The organism is Microcoleus sp. AT8-B5 (assembly GCF_036705565.1).
Taxonomy (GTDB): Bacteria; Cyanobacteriota; Cyanobacteriia; order Cyanobacteriales; family Microcoleaceae; genus Microcoleus.
In genome coordinates this window covers 245,922-263,198 of record NZ_JAUBUY010000002.1, presented here as the reverse complement: position 1 = coordinate 263,198, position 17,277 = coordinate 245,922, and the positions used below count along the sequence as shown (strand labels likewise).

Here is a 17,277-nt window from a genome sequence, read left to right as displayed (position 1 = left end):
GAAATTGTGAAGGAGTTGCTAGCCTGGATTTAGGGAAAATTCGAGAACTAGGTCTAAATGTAGTACGTGACTCTTCATCTCATGGGAGTATTATAGGCTTGCCCTATCGTGAAGATAACCGTCCAAGGGCTGATGAGCTTGCACTTTTGTTAGCAAGACGGTCTCGAATTGTATGGGAATCTTCCTCAAGTTAATATCAGCAATTTAAAAGGACAAGCTGTATATATTCTTCAGTTTTTCTTTGTGGTTCATTTGGCTCATTTGACAATAAATTTTGACTTAATATTTCTTGCGCTATCGCCTCCACAACCGGCACACAAACCGAATTCCCAATTTGCTTGTAACTTTCCCCCGCACTCGGATAAGTTTTAAAATCTTCAGGAAAACCCATAAGACGGTAACATTCCTTCAGCGTCAACTTTCTCACCATATCTTGCTCAGGAATGTAGATAAAAAACCTGCCCGATGTTTCTTGCGAAGGAATTGTCGGATGCACTCCATCTACCGAATAAATGCGATTAGGCTGTCTGTGAACTCTCGATAAATGTTCTGTATTCGGCCTCACGCCAGTTTTCCAAGTACCTTTATTTCTGTAACCTACAAATAAAAGTCCCGAATCTTGCTTTCTCGGAGACTCAATTAGAGTATACTCGGATTTATCCAATATTTCAAAATCTCCTGTCTCGTCTAGAAATTCCCTGATTTTTGGAGTCAACTGGATTTTAAGCCGAGAAAAATTGAATGGTTTACCTTGAGTTGCAATAATAAATATTCTTTCACGATGTTGAGCAATTCCAAAGTCTTTAGCATTCAGCATTTTGTAATTCACGCTGTATCCCAAATCTTCAAGACTGGCAATAATTACTTTTAAGGTATTTCCCTTGTCATGATGGATTAAGTGCTTGACATTTTCGAGAACAACTACTTGAGGTTGCTTAATTTTGATAATTTTACAAATCTCAAAAAATAGCGTGCCTCTAGTATCTTCAAAACCTAGCTTTTTGCCACAGATACTAAAAGGTTGGCACGGAAACCCGGCGACTAAAACATCAAAGTCTTCTAACTCAACGGGATTAATTTTACTGATATCTCCAAAAGGAACCTCACCGAAGTTCTCCGTGTAAACTTGTCGGCATTTGCTGTTAATTTCGCAGGAAAAAACGCATTCAAAGCCCATTTTTTCAAAACCTTGTCTGAAACCTCCAATTCCTGAAAATAAATCTATAAATTTCATTTATAATTCAATACTAAATCTTACTAAAGCCAATCCTAACATATTTTGTTTCTCTCTCTTCTTTCACTCTGCGTTCTCTGCGTTCTCTGCGGTTCATTCTATCAAGTTCCACAAGTCTTGTGACAGTCCTCAATCTTATACCACTCATTAAAAGTCGCAGCAGCCACCGCCGGACACGGCAATGCCCTGTCCCCACAGATATCGGATAGAATGTCGATCGCCCGAAAATTTCCCCCGCATTCAACCAACCAATGTCCCAAACTTGTCCCACAGCCGACTAAACTAGAAATAGCAAAAAAAATATAGCTATTCTTTACTTCCTTTCACCAACCATGAGTCAAACATTGGAAAACCTCACCGCAATCGATGACAAGCTATCCAAACGCCACATCGACCTCGATCCAGGCGGCTACTTCATCATCTATCTCGATCGCGAAACCAGCTTAATTTGTGCCAAACATTTCACCAACATCATCGACGATCGAGGCCTCGCCGTCGATCCCGAAACCGGCAAACCCATCCCCGCCCGCGGCAAAGTAGAACGCACTCAGTCCACACTTTTTACCGGCAGAACCGCCAAAGAACTTTGTGTCAAAATTCTAGAAGAAACCCGCCCCAACCCGGTGACAATGTTAGATCACGCGGCTTATCTGGGACGGGAATTTGTACGGGCAGAAATTGCATTGTTGAGCGATCGAGAATACGTTCAAGATTAGTGCAGCCCTGCCATATTTTCTTGACAAAATGGCAACCGATCGGATGCAAGCAGCACCCGATCACGAAAAACCTTGATACCAGAAATAAGTCACCATCGGAATCACTGTCGCCAACACCAACAGCACAACCACAACAACTGTGGCATTGCCTTGATCTGTTTCTTCAGCTTTTTTAAACGTGCCTTCAACTTGAATGTTGTCAACAACTTCAGGAGGGCCCGGATCGGGTTCGCCCGACAAAACAGTTGCAATGCGCGTACTTGCAGCCGCAAATGCCTCGTTGTATTTATTCGCTTCCCGCAGTGGCACTTGCACAGTTTCCCCGGCCACACTCTGGGCAATTTCATCGGTTAGCAGGGATTTCACCCCTTCCCCCGTCCGAATTGCCGCGCTGTTGGTAACAGTGTCCAGAACGAGTAAAATTTGATTAGTCTGGTCTTCTTTTGCGGGAAACCACTGTTCAAACAGTTGGTCGGTGAAAGTGGCAGCCGTTTCACCGTAGTCTAAGCGGTGGATGGTGACAAATCGGACTTGTTTCCCTGTTTTGTTTTCCAGGTTGTCGAGCACGCTGCTGATATTGCTTTCGCTACTGCGGCTGAGCACGTCGCCTTTGTCGAACACCCAAGTTCGATCGCCCGCCGACAACACCGGTATTTCGTAAACGCCAGTCGCCAATGCCGGCAATACCGCCATCTGGGATGCGATTAGGGCGATCGCGATCGTCGCCGCCAAAGGTTGGAGATATTTTCTCCAGTTAAATAATTGCTTCAGGAGTCTAGTCATGAGGTTAACCGTAAAACTGACTTTTTTCCAAAAATACTATAGAAACCCCCGTAAAATTCATTTTATGCAGGGCAATATTTACAATTAGCTAGCCAGTGGAACTCCCCGCCCGATTATTTTAGGATTCTAACTATGGAACCAGCAGACACATATAAAGGTTGGATTATTCAATCCCAGAAAGTCTTCTACGTCGAGGTTTGGGATAGCCGCGGCAACCGCCACGTCGCCGTCCAAAATGCCAAGACAGAGGAGGAAGCTTTGGAATTGGCCAAAAAGTGGATAGACAAATATGAGTCAAAACCCGGAAGAATGCCGATCGACGTACCCCATCCTTTCGGAGACATGATCGATATGCCATTTTGACTCAGTTGACTGTTGACTGTTAACTGTTACATTACAGCTTGTAGGGTGCGTCAGATAGAGAAAACCTCTTCTAATCGAGAAATTATTGGAACTGACGCACCCAAAGACTATGCCAGTTGCGTCCAGGACTGCATTTGTCATGAGATACAATTATGAAATTCCTCGCAATTTCCGCGTATTTTCTACTAAACTCCGAGCAAATTCGTCGAACCTTTCAGACAGTTTTTCATCCAACAATTTACCATCAGGACTAAAAGCTTTCCAAGCTTGTCCGATCGCAATTTGTTCGGGAATTACCCAAGCGTGCACCCATCTCAAAATCACGCGCAAATCGTTGAGTGCGTTGCTGTTAACTTGCCCTCCCAAAACGCTAATCCCACCCGCAACTTTCCCGTCCAAATGCTCAAAACTCATCAAATCCAGGGCATTCTTGAGAGCACCGCTGACGCTACCGTGATACTCCGGCGTTGCCAAAATCAAGCCGTCGGCTTGCTTAACTGCATTCTGCAGCTTTTCCACATCCGGGTAATCGAGATAATCATTCTCACCCTTGCAGAATGGCAGATTGAGCGATCGCAAATCCCATATTTCAACTTCCGCGCCCAAAGCCTGCGCCCGTTCTGCTGCCACCTTCAACGCTAACTGGCTGTAGGAGCCAGCCCGCAAACTTCCACCAATGCCGACAATTTTTACCATAAAGCTTAAAAACAATAACTGCTTGACTAAAACGTACTCATTACGAGTATGATTAACATAGCAAGTTCGATCGACAACTGTCAATCGATTTTAGATTTTAGATTTGAGATTTTAGATTTACCGACGGAACCCAGAAACCGGGTTTTTTGAGCAAAATCCTGGGTTATAGCCCGCAGATTGGGTAAAAAACCCGGTTTCTTGAGCAGCCGTGGGTAAGTTCAGTAGAGAGGCCCAGAAACCGGGTTTTTTGAGCAAAATCCATCGATTTGAGATTTGAGATTTGAGATTTGAGATTTACGGAGGGAGCCGAGAAACCGGGTTTTTTGAGCAAAATCCTGGGTTATAGCCCGCAAATTAGGTAAAAAACCCGGTTTCTTGAGCAGCCGTGGGTAAGTTCAGTGGAGGGAGCCGAGAAACCGGGTTTTTTGAGCAAAATCCTGGGTTATAGCCCGCAGATTAGGTAAAAAACCCGGTTTCTCGAGCAGCCGTGGATTCAAAACCCCCCTCAAGAGCAGGGCGGTTTCATTCTCACGAAAATCAGGCTTTTGTAGGGGCGGTGCGACCCCTAGTCCCCGTGCCCGCCCCCACCCACAGACCATTGCACAGGCGTTTGGGACATGGGGGCAACCACGGGGGATTGCACCTACCGAGAATGAAACCGCCCCCCTCTTGAGGGGTTTCTTAAGATGCCCGCGAGAGATAAACCCATCCAACACCCGCCCTCTTGTTAAAATAAATGAACGTAGCAAACCACAAGCGGTCAATCTTGGCAGTCTTCAACCTTGGGCAAAGCAATATGAAAAATTCTTGGAAACACGCATGGCTGGGGCATCTAGCTGTAAACAAAGACAAGTCGAGCCAGAATCCTAAAAAATCAATTCCAGGACGGAATCTTTGGCGCATCCTGGGCAGTTTGGTGATTTCTCAAGGAATATTGCTCTCGACCCCGGTGTTTGCCGAGAGTGCGCCAAACACCATGAGTTACAGCCAACTCATCGACAACATAGAAAAAGGGCAAGTCAGTAAAATCGAAGTAGACGAAACTCAAAGAACTGCCAAGGTTAGGCTAAAAAATCAAAAAAGCGATCAAACCCAATCAGTTAGTCTGTTCGACTACAACAACCGAGAACTGTACTCGCAAATCCGCGCCAAAAAGATTGACTTTGAAGTCAAACAAACAGCAGATAACGCAGCGGCAGTCAGTTTAGTAATAAACTTGCTAGTGATTTTTGCAGTGTTGGCAGTGCTGATGGCAATCCTGCGCCGATCGACCCAATCTCAAGGAAATGCCATGAACTTCGGCAAATCCAGAGCCCGTTTCCAAATGGAAGCCAAAACCGGCGTGATGTTCGACGACGTAGCAGGCATCGAAGAAGCTAAAGAAGAACTGCAAGAAGTCGTAACCTTCCTCAAAAAACCCGAACGCTTCAACGCCATCGGCGCCAAAATTCCCAGAGGAGTTCTGTTAATCGGGCCTCCCGGAACCGGCAAAACAATGCTGGCCAAAGCCATCGCAGGCGAAGCAGCCGTCCCCTTCTTCAGCATCTCCGGTTCCGAATTTGTCGAAATGTTTGTCGGAGTTGGCGCCTCCCGCGTCCGCGACTTGTTCCGCAAAGCTAAAGAAAATTCGCCCTGCATCGTCTTCATCGACGAAATAGACGCCGTAGGAAGGCAGCGGGGCGCTGGTATCGGCGGCGGCAACGACGAACGCGAACAAACTCTCAATCAGTTGCTGACAGAAATGGACGGCTTTGAGGGTAACAGCGGTGTGATTGTGATTGCAGCTACTAACCGCCCCGACGTGCTCGATACCGCCCTGCTGCGACCCGGCAGGTTCGATCGACAAGTAACGGTAGATTTACCCAGTTACAAAGGGCGTTTGGGGATTTTGCAAGTTCACGCGCGCAACAAAAAACTCGACCCAGAAGTTGCCCTAGACACGATCGCCCGCCGCACTCCCGGCTTTTCCGGCGCTGACTTGGCAAACTTGCTCAACGAAGCAGCAATTCTCACTGCGAGGCGTCGCAAAGACACGATTACTAACTTAGAAGTTCACGACGCGATCGACCGGATCACGATCGGGCTGACGCTCAACCCGCTGCTCGACAGCAAGAAAAAGTGGATGACAGCATACCACGAAGTCGGACACGCCCTAGTCGCGACCATGCTCAAAAATGCCGACCCCGTGGAAAAAGTAACGATTATTCCCCGTTCCGGTGGCATCGAAGGCTTTACTAGCTTTGTGCTCGACGACGAAATGCTCGACAGCGAAGGTTTGAGGAGTCGGGCTTTGCTGTTAAACCGAATTAAAGTAGCTTTGGGGGGACGGGCGGCGGAGGCCGAAATTTATGGCGATGCTGAAATCGACACCGGTGCCGGTAGCGATCTCAGAAAAGTTAGCAGTCTCGCCAGGGAGATGGTAACGCTTTACGGAATGTCGGATTTGGGGCCTGTGGCTTTGGAAAGTCCGAACAATGAGGTGTTTTTGGGTCAAAGCTGGAATTCGCGATCGGAGTATTCCGAAGAAATGGCAATCAAGATCGATCGCCAAGTCCGGGAAATTGCCTTTGAGTGCTACGAAGAAGCTCGCCGAATTATCCGCGAAAATCGGGATTTGGTAGACAAACTTGTCGAAGCGCTGTTGGATGAAGAAACGATCGACGGCGACGAATTCCGGCAAATTGTCGCTCGCTACACCGAGGTAAACAAAAAAGAGTTGGCACCAACATAAAGAGTCATTAGTCATTAGTTATTCAAGTTTGTAGTGATGACTTTATTCCTCATTCTCGAAAAAATCAGGACTTTACTCATTACTACAAACCCCAAAAATGACTACTAACTAATCACTAATGACTAATGACTAATGACTACTAACTAATGACTAATTAAGATTGTTGCGCGTACATTTCCCGGAGAACCAAAGCCGGGTCAACCCAGCGGCCGCCGTACTTCAATCCCCAGTGCAAGTGAGGCCCACTCGTGCGGCCGGTCATCCCAACTCTGGCAATTCTCGCACCCGCAGGCACTGTTTGACCTTGCCAAATTTGCAAAGTACCTTCGCGATCGGTATAATAACGCCCGCCGTTAGCCGTTAGCACTCGGCCTCTGAGGTGACAGTAGATGTGTTCCCAATTTCCCGATCGCACGATCATACCAGTGCCGCATCGGCCATCTTCCCAAACTTCCACAATTTGCCCGCCCCACCAATTGCGGATATAGCTGCCTTCCGGGGCGGCCAAGTCCAAACCGTAATGAAAATCCCCGCCACGGGGGCCGAAGGGGGAAGTGTAGGTTTCAAAGTTTTCGACTGGAAAAGAAGCTTCTTGCCACAAATTACCCGTCGCTACTCTGGTTGGTAAGCCTGACTGAGCTTTGACCACCTGCTGCTGCAAATAAGGGCTAATCAACACAATGCCGATCGAAAGTGCCAGCAGCAGCATCTGTCTGAGACGAAAAAAGCGTTTTGCCGTCAGCGGGCCTCTAGAGTCTTGCAGGATTTTTTTCACGGCTCAAAGTTAAATGTGTGTGGGAGTTTGCGTTGTCTGTTAGCCTCACATCTTGCACCCTTGTCAATAAAGCTTTCAGGGGCGGGCTTTCCGGCCGAGCCCACAAAAAAATCATCCTTTGTGGAACGGGCCGGAAAGCCCGTTTGTGAGAAGGGTGCAAAATGTAAGTTATGCCAATTCGCTGCAAGATTGGCTTTGAGCTCTACCCGCGATCGCGAATCAGTTTATCAACAACGTGTATCTTACTCCATCCAAAACCCGTGTCAAGGCTTCCGGGTAAATGCCCAGGGGAGATAAAAAAAAGTTGGCAGACTAATTCGTGCTGCGGTTGAATCCGATCGAGCTTTTGCTTGACACTATAGTTAGTTAGTTCCGGGATTTTGGATGTCATCCAAAATCTCAAATTCATCACAAACATCAAGCAATGCTTACTGAAATTTTTCCCTTTAGTTTTGCCATAGACGCAACTGCGATCGCCGGTGCGTCCTTGTGGTCTTTGGCCCTGTACTGGGGCCTGTCGCCCCTGACAGAATGGGTAATCCTGCAACTCAACCGCTGGATGAATTTTGCTGAGAGATCCCTCTACACCTCGGAAGCCGAGTTTGAAAGAACCCGCCAAGCCAGAGAAGCTCAAAATGCCTTTTACGCTTCCCTGTTGAGCATTGTGCCCTTTTTGATTGTGGGCGGATTGTGCAATTGGGGCGTAGAATTTTCTCTGGGCACTGGTTGGGCGGTATCTATGGGTACGATCGCCTGTATTGGCGGCGGCGTGTACGAGCTCGGCCGCCGAGACGGTCAATCTTAGGCGATTTTAGATTTTAGATTTTGGATTTTGGATTGCTCAAGATATTCGGAGATTTACCAGTCTCTAGAATTGATGATAATCTCAAATCCAAAACTCCAAGTCTCAAATAACTTTGACATTATAATGTTAATGCATTTGTGACAGATTTTTTTTTTGATGAACCGCAGAGGGCGCAGAGGACACAGAGAAAGAGAAGAAAAGAGAAAGGAATAGAAGAGAATAGATGGTGTTCATATTTATTCTAAGGCTTGCTATACAGGTGGTTCAACAGAATTAGCCATGTATTTTAACCGTAATTTGACTCAGGATGTTTGCCTAAAAGCCGCAGTTGCCGTTCTGTAGCGGTAGCGAGAATTTCGGGATTGAACTGCCACGGCCAAGGCGAAAATTTCTGCGCGATGTTGCGGTGGGAATAATGCACTTGCAGTAAGTAGCGAGTTCCATCTGTGGTCGTATTTTTGCCACCGGAATGCCAAATTTCACTGCGGAAAAACAGCACATCTCCTGCTTTGCACAAAACTGGTTCTGGGGAGTGTCCGTTCCAAGTTTCTTCCCCGCGTTCTGGTTTTCGACCAGATTTGTGACTACCAGGAATAATGTAGGTAGGACAGAGGTCTTCTGCGATGTCGCTGAGATAGAAATGGGCTGTACAAATCCATACTGGTAGTTGAAAAGTGCGTTCCTCTTCGAGGGCTCCGCTAACGGCAAACACGCTTTCGGGCAGGGGTACAAACACCTGATCGACGTGGACGCGCCAACCATCATAACCGGGCCCGCTTTTCCACGCAGTCATGCCGATAATATGGCAATCGCTGCCCATTAATGCTTCGGCTAATTCAATTATACCCGGTCGATCGGCATAGGAAAGCCACAGGCGATCGCGATTAAAAACGCACTTAAAATGCTGGTTCAATTCACTCCAACTGCTACCATCGAGTCCGAAGGGTTGCAGGCGATCGAGTGCTTCCTTTGTTTGCGCCACTTCCGACGGACTGAGTACACCAGGCATCAGCGCAAAACCATCTTCGCGCACCGCTTCTACCGCCCCTGCTGTGTCGAAAAGATCACAAGTCTTTTGCCGATAGCTGAAAACTTCGCTTAACGTGCTTGCGTTCATACTTAAAAAAGTAAAATTATTAACTGTTATTAAATTAACACTTATTCTGCTCGATACTTGCATATTATGAAACCAGCCACCCGGTTTCTTGGTACATCAGGACTTACACAAAATTTAATTATTTAGGGCAGGCACTGCTCACATTACGTCTGATTTGGGGATAAATTAAATGAAAGACCAACAAGAACCAACATCATTAAATCAAGCCCGCGCTGCCTTCCAAAAAATCTGGGGATACGACGACTTTCGACCACCCCAAGGAGAAATCGTCGGTAGTTTATTAGCCGGAAAAGATACACTTATAATTATGCCGACAGGTGGCGGCAAATCCATCTGCTTTCAACTGCCAGCTTTGTTACAAACAGGTTTAACTTTGGTAGTTTCGCCGTTAGTCGCACTGATGGAAAACCAAGTACAAGAATTGCGCGATCGCAATTTACCCGCTTCCCTCCTCCACAGTCAATTGCCAACAGCGCAGCGCCGACAAACTATGCAATCGCTGCAACAAAACAAATTAAGATTGCTGTACCTGTCTCCCGAAACATTACTCAGCAAACCTGTTTGGGAAATTATCAGTCAGCCACACATCCAAATCAACGGTTTAATATTAGATGAAGCTCACTGTTTAGTGCAGTGGGGCGATACTTTTCGACCAGCTTACCGCCGTTTGGGAACAGTGCGATCGGCTTTGTTGAAAGCTAAACCAGCAAACAGTAAAATTGCGATCGCAGCTTTTACCGCTACCGCCAACCCGGAAGCACAGCAGATAATCAAAAATGTCTTGCAACTGCAAAAACCCGAAGCATTTTTGCTAAGTCCCTACCGTTCTAATCTGCACCTGCAAGTGCAAACAGTCTGGACGCCGAGAGGACGCAAACAGCAGTTATTAAATTTTATTAAATCCCGACCCAAACAAGCAGGTTTAGTCTATGTCCGCACTAGAAAAGATAGCGAAAGCTTGGCGGATTTGTTGGAAGCAGCAGGTTATGAAACAGCAGCATATCATGCAGGTTTGAGTCCAGAATCACGGCGAAAAATCGAAAACGCTTGGCTGAAAAACGAGCTTAAATTCGTGACTTGTACCTCAGCATTCGGGATGGGAATTAACAAGCCCGATGTCCGGTGGGTTGTTCATTATCAAGCACCTTTGCTATTATCGGAATACATTCAGGAAATTGGTAGAGGCGGACGCGACGGCAAATCAGCGATCGCCCTGACATTGATTAGCGAACCTACGGGTTTGCTTTATCCTGAAGATAAACAAAGAAAGGAATTTTTTCAAGATAAATTGCGATCGCAATACCGAGAAGCTCAGCAATTAGCTAAAAAACTGCCTGTTAAAGGCGATATAGAAGCAGTTTCCCGCGAATTTCCCGAAAGTGCGATCGCCCTTTCAATCTTGCACAGCAGCGGACAATTAACATGGCAAGATCCTTTTAATTATGCGATCAATAAATCTCCCCAGCAAAAAGCGGAAAAATCCAACTTTACAGCCGCTGAGGAAATGGTAAAATATTTGAAACATCGCGAGTGCAGGTGGCAATTTTTGCTGCAAGCTTTTGGGTTTGCAAATGAGGCTAAATTTATGCGGTGCGGGCACTGCGATAATTGCCGGTGATTGGAAATTTACCCTGGGTGGGGGCGGGTTTACGAGATTATTAGTTACAGGCGCGTATTGTTGGTGAAACCCGCCCCTACAGGATATGTACTGCATACAAATCGATCGATTTTAAATTAGTGATATCATGTCCGGTTGAGGGGCCGGGATTTTTGTAGGGGCGGGTTCACCAACAATACCTGCCAATAATTGACCATCCCAAAAACCCGCCCCGACCGGGATAGTATGGTTAATCGCTCGGACATGATATGATTACCGATTACCAAAGAAAGTATAATGATAGAAATAGACACTGCGGCACAGATTTACACAGTAGAAAATACAGAAGAATTCGATCGCAGTAATGTCAATCAGCGATTAGATATTTGGCTGTCAAACCAGATACCGGACTTATCCCGATCGCGAATCCAAAGCCTCATATCACAAGGCAACGTCAAAGTCAACGACGAAACCTGCACCTCGAAAAAAATCTCAGTAAAAACGGGCGATCGCATCCACCTCACATTACCTGAAGCCCAGCCCACAAAGTTGCAGGCCGAAGCAATTCCCCTCGACATCCTCTACGAAGATGACAGCCTAATTATCATCAACAAACCAGCGGGATTAGTCGTCCACCCAGCCGCCGGACACCAAGACGGTACATTAGTCAACGCCCTCTTAGCCCACTGTCCCCTAGCAGAAATAGGCGGAGTTCAGCGGCCGGGAATCGTACACAGATTAGACAAAGATACAACAGGTGCGATCGCGATCGCCAAAACCGACATCGCCCACCAACACCTGCAAGCCCAACTCAAAACCAAAACCGCCCGCCGCGAATATTTAGGCATAGTTTACGGTGCTCCTAACACCGAAACAGGTACAATAGACCTACCCATCGGGCGGCATCCCACAGACCGCAAAAAAATGGCGGTAGTACCCGTAGAAAAAGGCGGTCGCCCCGCAGTTACTCACTGGACAATCAAAGAAAGAATCGGCAACTATTGCTTAATGCACTATCAATTAGAAACCGGCCGCACCCATCAAATTCGCGTGCATACAGCGGAGATCAAACATCCCATTGTCGGCGACCCGATGTACAGTTCCAACCGTTCGATCGGCGTCAATTTAACCGGACAAGCCCTCCACGCATGGCGGCTGACATTGCAGCATCCCGTAACCGGAGAATTAATAGAGGCGATCGCGCCTTTACCCGATCAATTCAACACTTTGTTGAAAATATTGCGGTTGCGCTCTCACACTTGATATGTTAGGCAGTTAACACTGGTAATTTCTATGTCTAAATTTGAGAAACTTTGCAAAGCTTACGCCGCATCCCGGCAAGCATACCGCGAATCCTGCGAAGCTTGTCAGGATTTTAGTGACATTTTTATCACGCAAATGAGCGATTATTTGGAATGCCCGATTCAAAAGCAAAATCAGAAGTTTGATGACAATGGCATTCTGTATTTTGATGGTGCGATCGATGTTTGTGAAAATCCCGAAACTCCCGAAAATGGCGATCGCGAAACAGTCGAAATATCTTTGAGTGTTAACAAAGTTATTGACAATTTCATTGTCACCGTTTATCCTTGGGGTCACGAATTCAAGATTCTCATTGATGAACCCAGACACTTTGAAGAAGCTTTTGAATACATTTTTGATAGACTCCAATCTGCTTATACTGGCGTAAGTCTGTTACCGTCAGAACCTGATCCTTTACCTTTTTAATGACTAAAGGCCTTACTATAAACATTTTTCCCCCTGCCTTTTTTCTTGATTAAACTTCTTGCCTAAATTTTTGATGTAATAGGCAAACCGCAGATGGAATGAGAATTAAATAACTTCCACAATAACAATTAAAATTGTAAGTTATTTAATTCGCGATCCGATGAAGGCAGATGCACGCAGAGGAACGCAGATACATTTCAAGATAGGAGAGCAAAGAATAGCTTCAATTCAAGTCTAATATTTATCGGTTAAATCCTGTAGATTGCTCGTTGCCGAACTTCCTTTTTTCCCCAAAAATTATGAGCCCTGAGTTTTGGATTCCAAGTTTATCAAAAAACTCAAACCTCAAAACTCAAGACTCAAAACTCTCTCAGCCTAAAAGCCGATCGATTCAGTTGATCGCCCGACACAAATAATTGCATCAGACAGGATCAATTAGCGGCGAGGAACCATCGTGGCAATATTGATATTAGCCAGAGGCACGCGCTGCGGTGGAGTAGCAGGCGTGGGCATACTGCGCGCCATACCCAAATAGTTCGACGGATCGCCAGCCTTCGCCTGCTGTTCTTGAGGAACAAAACGGCGGACACTTGTCTGCCAGATGATTTGCGGGAAGCCAAGCTGCGAACGGTGGTACTCACCGTAGCGGGGCGTCTTCAAGTTGAAAGGAGTGTCCCCTCCAACTCGCTGAGGCAAAATTCGGCGCTGTTGGTAAGGTACGGTATCGTAGCCGAACTTATCCAGGTACTCTTCGCTATTGACCAACTCGTCAATAAAGCCTTGAGGCCCCTTATTGGCTACGACGATCGACCAAGCAATCTTTTCGCGCTCGCTGTACACATCCCGACCCAAAATGCGCTGCACGCACATTTCTACAAACCGGTAGTTGCTGTTAGTTTGATAATTCCGCTCCAAGAAAGGAGAAGAAGTCGCCAAACCGCGAATAAAGTCCCGCACAGTAATTTGGCCGAACTTGAGTTGCGACTCCAAAGACGTTTGGCGGTTGCTCTTGAGGATTTGGTGTTCGCTGTAAATCTGGCGATATCCAGCCCAAATCAAATTTTCCATGTCTCCAGACGAGAGCACATTTTCAGTTGTGAAAATTCTCGGCTGCTCGTCGCTCCCCACTTCATAACCAGCAACGCGCTGGTTTTGGCTCTTGGGGGCGTAGCTTAATAAAGGAAGCGCCACGTTAAAATCTCCGTTATCTCAAATTTCAGAAATAGTTGACACCGTGAGCTGCCAGCAAAACGGATACAACTAACCAACATACAGATTAGGGGATTCCCGCAATCTAAATCTGATTTTCCTGAATTTTTGCAACAATCTGTAACATTTGTTGACTTTGGGGAAGTCAGTAGTCAGTAGTTAGAAGTCACTCTTCGAGTCTCTGGCTGGGAACGCCACTTTAGAGGCTCTGCCTCGTCTACTCTAACCGGAGGCAGAGCCTGAACCCCACCAGGCCCAGGCCCAGGCTGGAAATGAAGCCAAAGTAAAGACTAATGACTAATGACTAAATTACCAACCCAGAGCCGAATAAAACTCGCTGCCGGCCACTTGATCGGCTGCGGGTTCTGATGCTGCATCCGAGTCTGGTTGCACCCGAATTTCGGTACAAAAAGTCGATGTGCTGAAACCGCCAAAGCGCTTTACGGTACTCGTCCGCATCCGCACGTTCGGATTAGCAAACCAAAAACGCTCGATCGAACTCATCGTCTCGTATTCGGTAATCAGCAGCAGCCCATCCTCATCATCCATCTCAAAACGGCCAGCCACCGGCACAATTTCCGCATAGCCCCGTTCGCGCAACATCAAGCCCTGTCGGGGATTTTCAGGATCGGGGACGATCGCGAACACCGTAGACCCTTTATGATTCTCATCATCCTTATCCCACGCCATCGAGCCGTGCCAAGTCACAAAAGCCCCCCCAGCAGCCCGGCTCGGATCGACTTCGTGCATCTTGCAAATATCGGCGACTCGCGCGTCATCCGCACCCAGCGCCGTTACCTGAATATTTGAATCCCCAATCTCCGCTTGGCGGAAAGCGAGGTGGTGAGTGCTGCGCTGAGAACGCCACTCCCCAGCGCTGCTCTGAAAAAACTCCATTGCATCCATACAAACTATCTCCTTTGGCTTAGGCTTCCCGGTCTTTACGCCTTTTTATGATAAAGCTCCCCCCACTTTGATGTACTTTTGCGACACAAATTAGTTTCAAAATGTCTACTTTGGACATATTGTCAAGGGAATGTTATGATAGTTTACAATGTAGGAGACACAACAAATCCTGCGAAAGGTCATTCCGATCAATTTCGCATTAATCTCAGCAAACTGGAGGAGCGATTTATGGATATGCCTACAACCAACCTCAGCATGGAACAGCAGTTCAAACTTCAAGTGCTGCGCGAAGAAGTCAAAAGGTTAAGCCAAGACCAAGCTCAGGAATACTTGCTCGAAGTTATGCGGCAAAGTATGGTCAAAGAAAACCTGTTCAAGCATTGGATGAAGAATATGTGAACTCTTCGAGCATTTCTTCACAACAATCAGTGGCTTGTATCTGCAAAAAGTACGATCGACTCACATCTTGCACCATTGTCAAGAACAGGCTTTCCGGCCTGTTCCACAAAGAGTGAATTTTCTTGTGGAACAGGCCGGAAAGCCTGTTCCTAAAAAGCTTATTGAGAATGGTGCAACATCTCAGATCGAGCTTTTAATCATAAAATCCAGAATCCCGCTTCCTCCAAGAAAGCGGGATTCTAAATTGACAAAAGTTTTATGCAGTTTTTTTTGTCGCTACCATACTCAGCAAATTAAATCTTTTTAGTCTCAAGTGAGAGAGACGAGAGTTTGTGTAGCCCGATTGTTTCAACCTGTCGGGGACTCAACCAAAACGGCCGCTGACATAATCTAAAGTAGACTCTTCCTTCGGACTTTGGAAAATTACCTCAGTCTTGTCACACTCCACAAGATAGCCAAACCGCTTCCCATCGTCAGAAAGTTTAGCATTGAAAAAAGCAGTCAGGTCAGAAACCCTAGAAGCCTGCTGCATATTGTGAGTAACGATCACAATCGTATACTTCTCCTTGAGTTCCCGCATCAACTCCTCAATCTTAATCGTAGAAATCGGGTCAAGAGAAGCGCAAGGTTCATCCATTAACACTACATCAGGATTAATCGCGATCGCCCTAGCAATACACAAACGCTGCTGCTGGCCACCCGAAAGAGAAAAACCACTTTGCTTCAACTTATCCTTCACCTCATCCCACAAATAAGCTTGGCGGAGCGATTTTTCCACCAGCTCATCCATATCCCCCTTATAATTGTTTACCCTCGCACCGTAAGCAATATTGTCATAAATCGACTTCGGGAAAGGATTCGGCTTTTGGAATACCATCCCAATCTTGCGGCGCACCTCTACAGCATCAATATCAGGAGCGTAAAGATTTTGATCGTAGTAATCAATTCTACCCTCTAAACGAAAACCGTTAACTAAATCGTTGAGGCGGTTAAAACATCGCAGAATTGTACTTTTACCGCAGCCAGACGGCCCAATCAAAGCAGTAATGCGATTTTTAGGAATCTCCATACAAACATTTTTAACCGCGTGAAAAGCGCCGTAAAAAATATTGATATTTTCTGTCCGTAAAATTGTTTCCGTTTGCTGGTCTAAATCCATCATCATACAGCTAATTATCCAATCGAATTTTACAAAATAACAAGAAGGCGAGACTGGGAGACACAGAAAGTAGGAGACGAAAGGAAAAACAGTTAAATTCATCCGTGTATCGGTGTCCAAATCCGTGTCGTGCCCTTCTTCCTTCAATAAACTTTTTGGCGAGTAGCCCAGCGAGAAAGAATACTCGTCAGCAAAACCATAATCACCAAAATCAAAGATGCCGCCCAGGCCAATTCTTTCTGTGCCTTAAAAGGAACCGTTGCAAAGTTGTACACCAAAACCGAAAGACTCGGAGTTGGCTTATCAAATCCAGCCGGCCAAAAAGGCGAATTCAGCGCCGTAAAAATCAAAGGAGCAGTTTCTCCAGCAGCGCGAGCAATTGCCAGCGTCACGCCCGTTAAAATAGCCGGAATTGCCGCAGGCAAAACCACCTGCAATACCGTCTGATAATTAGAAGCACCCACACCAACCGACGCCCATCTAATATCTTGCGGGACGATTTGTAGAGCTTCGTCAGTAGTCCGCACAATCGTCGGCAACATCAGCACAGCTAGCGCCGCACCCCCTGCAATTGCCGAAAAACCTCCCATATTTACCACGAACAAACCGTAGGCAAACACCCCTGCAATAATCGAAGGAACGCCGCTGAGGACGTTGGTAGCAAAGCGTACCCAGCGAGCTACTTGGCCGCTGCTGAACTCCGACAAATAAACTGCTGCTAATACACCAAAAGGAACAGCAATTAAAGAAGCAATTCCTACGGTCATTAACGTACCGACAATTGCATTAGCAATACCGCCTCCCGATAGTCCCGGCGGCGGTGGCAGCTTGGTAAACAAGTCTAAATTCAGGCGATTGAAACCTTGTACGGTGACGTAGGAAAGCACTGCAAACAAAGGCAGCAGAGTGATTGCCAGACCAGCTCCAGCCAGTACAGTCATACCCAGATTAAACAGCGCTTGCGGGCTGTTTTTAACCTTCTTCAAACTGCCTGCTTTCGATACTAAAGGATTCTCATCGGAGACGCTATTTGACATAAACTAAAACTATGTAGGAAAT

18 protein-coding genes are annotated in these 17,277 nt (G+C 46.5%); 8 read left to right on the top strand and 10 right to left on the bottom strand.

Annotated features, from left to right (window positions below):
• Window positions 1–196 precede the first annotated feature (196 nt).
• The gene (dcm, locus tag QUB39_RS02685) at window positions 197–1,234 is read right to left on the bottom strand and encodes a DNA (cytosine-5-)-methyltransferase (protein ID WP_333052235.1); all 1,038 of its coding nucleotides are present in this window, start codon (window positions 1,232–1,234) and stop codon (window positions 197–199) included.
• 332 nt (window positions 1,235–1,566) lie between these two features.
• Here dcm and QUB39_RS02680 point away from each other — a divergent pair, with 332 nt between their 5' ends.
• Window positions 1,567–1,950 (top strand): DUF4346 domain-containing protein, encoded by a 384-nt coding sequence (locus QUB39_RS02680; RefSeq protein WP_333052232.1) that lies wholly within the window; start codon window positions 1,567–1,569, stop codon window positions 1,948–1,950.
• A gap of 60 nt (window positions 1,951–2,010) precedes the next feature.
• On the opposite strand, the gene psb32 is transcribed toward QUB39_RS02680, so the two are convergent.
• Entirely contained in the window at window positions 2,011–2,733 is a 723-nt protein-coding gene (gene psb32, locus QUB39_RS02675; protein ID WP_333052230.1) for a photosystem II repair protein Psb32, read from the bottom strand.
• 132 nt (window positions 2,734–2,865) lie between these two features.
• Between psb32 and QUB39_RS02670 the strand changes: the two genes are divergently transcribed.
• Entirely contained in the window at window positions 2,866–3,096 is a 231-nt protein-coding gene (locus QUB39_RS02670; RefSeq protein WP_006635545.1) for a hypothetical protein, read from the top strand.
• A 150-nt stretch (window positions 3,097–3,246) separates the two neighbouring features.
• Here the strand turns inward: QUB39_RS02670 and QUB39_RS02665 are convergent, their stop codons facing one another.
• The gene (locus tag QUB39_RS02665) at window positions 3,247–3,792 is read right to left on the bottom strand and encodes an NADPH-dependent FMN reductase (protein ID WP_333052309.1); all 546 of its coding nucleotides are present in this window, start codon (window positions 3,790–3,792) and stop codon (window positions 3,247–3,249) included.
• Window positions 3,793–4,588: 796 nt separating this feature from the next.
• Here QUB39_RS02665 and ftsH point away from each other — a divergent pair.
• Window positions 4,589–6,523 carry an ATP-dependent zinc metalloprotease FtsH gene (ftsH, locus tag QUB39_RS02660; protein WP_333052227.1) on the top strand — a complete coding sequence of 645 codons (1,935 nt, stop codon included), beginning with the start codon at window positions 4,589–4,591 and terminating at the stop codon, window positions 6,521–6,523.
• Between the two features lie 154 nt (window positions 6,524–6,677).
• On the opposite strand, the gene QUB39_RS02655 is transcribed toward ftsH, so the two are convergent.
• Window positions 6,678–7,232: a M23 family metallopeptidase gene (locus QUB39_RS02655; RefSeq protein WP_333207798.1), complete on the bottom strand. Its 555-nt coding sequence runs from the start codon at window positions 7,230–7,232 to the stop codon at window positions 6,678–6,680.
• Between the two features lie 268 nt (window positions 7,233–7,500).
• Complete coding sequence (locus tag QUB39_RS02650; protein ID WP_333052221.1) at window positions 7,501–7,689, bottom strand: hypothetical protein; 189 nt, start codon at window positions 7,687–7,689, stop codon at window positions 7,501–7,503.
• Window positions 7,690–7,722: 33 nt separating this feature from the next.
• On the opposite strand from QUB39_RS02650, the gene QUB39_RS02645 reads away from it, so the two are divergent.
• Entirely contained in the window at window positions 7,723–8,103 is a 381-nt protein-coding gene (locus tag QUB39_RS02645; protein ID WP_333484998.1) for a hypothetical protein, read from the top strand.
• 286 nt (window positions 8,104–8,389) lie between these two features.
• Here QUB39_RS02645 and QUB39_RS02640 read toward each other — a convergent pair whose 3' ends face one another.
• Window positions 8,390–9,220, bottom strand: a complete 831-nt coding sequence (locus QUB39_RS02640) for a phytanoyl-CoA dioxygenase family protein (protein WP_333484997.1) — start codon at window positions 9,218–9,220, stop codon at window positions 8,390–8,392.
• A gap of 169 nt (window positions 9,221–9,389) precedes the next feature.
• Between QUB39_RS02640 and QUB39_RS02635 the strand changes: the two genes are divergently transcribed.
• From QUB39_RS02635 to QUB39_RS02625, 3 genes are all read left to right on the top strand, one after another.
• Entirely contained in the window at window positions 9,390–10,838 is a 1,449-nt protein-coding gene (locus QUB39_RS02635; RefSeq protein WP_333484996.1) for a RecQ family ATP-dependent DNA helicase, read from the top strand.
• A 276-nt stretch (window positions 10,839–11,114) separates the two neighbouring features.
• The gene (locus tag QUB39_RS02630) at window positions 11,115–12,080 is read left to right on the top strand and encodes an RluA family pseudouridine synthase (RefSeq protein ID WP_333484995.1); all 966 of its coding nucleotides are present in this window, start codon (window positions 11,115–11,117) and stop codon (window positions 12,078–12,080) included.
• A 30-nt stretch (window positions 12,081–12,110) separates the two neighbouring features.
• Complete coding sequence (locus tag QUB39_RS02625) at window positions 12,111–12,545, top strand: hypothetical protein (RefSeq protein WP_333052208.1); 435 nt, start codon at window positions 12,111–12,113, stop codon at window positions 12,543–12,545.
• Window positions 12,546–12,980: 435 nt separating this feature from the next.
• Here the strand turns inward: QUB39_RS02625 and QUB39_RS02620 are convergent, their stop codons facing one another.
• Both QUB39_RS02620 and QUB39_RS02615 read right to left on the bottom strand, forming a co-directional pair.
• A complete protein-coding gene (locus tag QUB39_RS02620) occupies window positions 12,981–13,736 on the bottom strand; it encodes a phycobilisome rod-core linker polypeptide (protein WP_333484994.1) in 756 nt (251 codons plus the stop codon).
• A gap of 327 nt (window positions 13,737–14,063) precedes the next feature.
• Window positions 14,064–14,660, bottom strand: a complete 597-nt coding sequence (locus QUB39_RS02615) for a phycobiliprotein lyase (protein ID WP_333052203.1) — start codon at window positions 14,658–14,660, stop codon at window positions 14,064–14,066.
• Between the two features lie 135 nt (window positions 14,661–14,795).
• On the opposite strand from QUB39_RS02615, the gene QUB39_RS30500 reads away from it, so the two are divergent.
• Window positions 14,796–15,059 (top strand): NblA/ycf18 family protein, encoded by a 264-nt coding sequence (locus QUB39_RS30500; protein ID WP_445242989.1) that lies wholly within the window; start codon window positions 14,796–14,798, stop codon window positions 15,057–15,059.
• 364 nt (window positions 15,060–15,423) lie between these two features.
• Here QUB39_RS30500 and pstB read toward each other — a convergent pair whose 3' ends face one another.
• Complete coding sequence (gene pstB, locus QUB39_RS02605; protein WP_333052302.1) at window positions 15,424–16,224, bottom strand: phosphate ABC transporter ATP-binding protein PstB; 801 nt, start codon at window positions 16,222–16,224, stop codon at window positions 15,424–15,426.
• Between the two features lie 137 nt (window positions 16,225–16,361).
• Entirely contained in the window at window positions 16,362–17,255 is an 894-nt protein-coding gene (pstA, locus tag QUB39_RS02600) for a phosphate ABC transporter permease PstA (RefSeq protein ID WP_333052200.1), read from the bottom strand.
• Between the last annotated feature and the right edge of the window lie 22 nt (window positions 17,256–17,277).

Bases quoted from the DNA above. Each gene is read 5' to 3' on its own strand.
- dcm (WP_333052235.1), bottom strand. From the start codon at position 1,234: ATGAAATTTATAGATTTATTTTCAGGAATTGGAGGTTTCAGACAAGGT.
- QUB39_RS02680 (WP_333052232.1), top strand. From the start codon at position 1,567: ATGAGTCAAACATTGGAAAACCTCACCGCAATCGATGACAAGCTATCC.
- psb32 (WP_333052230.1), bottom strand. From the start codon at position 2,733: ATGACTAGACTCCTGAAGCAATTATTTAACTGGAGAAAATATCTCCAA.
- QUB39_RS02670 (WP_006635545.1), top strand. From the start codon at position 2,866: ATGGAACCAGCAGACACATATAAAGGTTGGATTATTCAATCCCAGAAA.
- QUB39_RS02665 (WP_333052309.1), bottom strand. From the start codon at position 3,792: ATGGTAAAAATTGTCGGCATTGGTGGAAGTTTGCGGGCTGGCTCCTAC.
- ftsH (WP_333052227.1), top strand. From the start codon at position 4,589: ATGAAAAATTCTTGGAAACACGCATGGCTGGGGCATCTAGCTGTAAAC.
- QUB39_RS02655 (WP_333207798.1), bottom strand. From the start codon at position 7,232: ATGCTGCTGCTGGCACTTTCGATCGGCATTGTGTTGATTAGCCCTTAT.
- QUB39_RS02650 (WP_333052221.1), bottom strand. From the start codon at position 7,689: ATGACATCCAAAATCCCGGAACTAACTAACTATAGTGTCAAGCAAAAG.
- QUB39_RS02645 (WP_333484998.1), top strand. From the start codon at position 7,723: ATGCTTACTGAAATTTTTCCCTTTAGTTTTGCCATAGACGCAACTGCG.
- QUB39_RS02640 (WP_333484997.1), bottom strand. From the start codon at position 9,220: ATGAACGCAAGCACGTTAAGCGAAGTTTTCAGCTATCGGCAAAAGACT.
- QUB39_RS02635 (WP_333484996.1), top strand. From the start codon at position 9,390: ATGAAAGACCAACAAGAACCAACATCATTAAATCAAGCCCGCGCTGCC.
- QUB39_RS02630 (WP_333484995.1), top strand. From the start codon at position 11,115: ATGATAGAAATAGACACTGCGGCACAGATTTACACAGTAGAAAATACA.
- QUB39_RS02625 (WP_333052208.1), top strand. From the start codon at position 12,111: ATGTCTAAATTTGAGAAACTTTGCAAAGCTTACGCCGCATCCCGGCAA.
- QUB39_RS02615 (WP_333052203.1), bottom strand. From the start codon at position 14,660: ATGGATGCAATGGAGTTTTTTCAGAGCAGCGCTGGGGAGTGGCGTTCT.
- QUB39_RS30500 (WP_445242989.1), top strand. From the start codon at position 14,796: ATGATAGTTTACAATGTAGGAGACACAACAAATCCTGCGAAAGGTCAT.
- pstB (WP_333052302.1), bottom strand. From the start codon at position 16,224: ATGATGATGGATTTAGACCAGCAAACGGAAACAATTTTACGGACAGAA.
- pstA (WP_333052200.1), bottom strand. From the start codon at position 17,255: ATGTCAAATAGCGTCTCCGATGAGAATCCTTTAGTATCGAAAGCAGGC.